Source organism: Dellaglioa sp. CoH-57-MRSF-17 (genome assembly GCF_056782015.1).
Window position 1 is genome coordinate 1 of sequence record NZ_JBXAXY010000029.1, and the last position, 628, is coordinate 628.

At 58.6% G+C, this 628-nt stretch carries 1 protein-coding gene; it reads left to right on the top strand.

All coding sequences use genetic code 11. The annotated features are described in order from the left end of the window. Nucleotides 1-628, top strand: a 628-nt coding sequence (locus AC1RPJ_RS07685; protein ID WP_481762829.1) for a hypothetical protein, incomplete at both ends; no start/stop codon positions are given.

The following is a 628-nucleotide window of genomic DNA, read 5'->3' on the forward strand; positions in this document are numbered from 1 at the left end:
GTGAACCCGAGGTCAAGTACGACCCGGGTCTCGCGCAGCGTGTCCGGCGTGTGGTGCGCGCCGCAGTCGGGAACGGCCCGCTCGAACTCGACACGAATCTTACCGTCGAATACAACTTCGATGAAATCGACATGGAAGAGTTGCGTAGCGATATTGAGGCCGAATTCGAAATCGATGCGGGGAGCCCGGTAACGGACCCGTGGACCACGATGCGTGATATCGTGGAAGCTGTGGTGCGCGGTATCGCGGCGCAAGAAGCGGACGAAGAAGCCGACGAGCAGCTTCTGGCCGCGATTCAGAAAGTAGCGGCCGAAGCTACCGGAATCCAGATCAAGTGCGCCATGAAACGCAGTCTCCCGCTCGCAGGCCTCGGAATCACGAACCCGAATCTGCGCTTCTGTCTGGCACAAGACCTGAGCGAGCACTTCAACATCGCGCTTGAATCGACTGGCTGGGAAACTGTGGGTGACGTAGAGGACGCGATTTCTGGTGAGCTGTGGGCCAAGCATATGTATGCAAAACAGGTTCCGCCGCTTACCATGGACGCAGTAGCTCAGGATATCGTGCGGCTCGCGATGGAGCGCGAAATCGTGAAAGGACCTGTGGTAATCTCGAACGGCGCGTACGC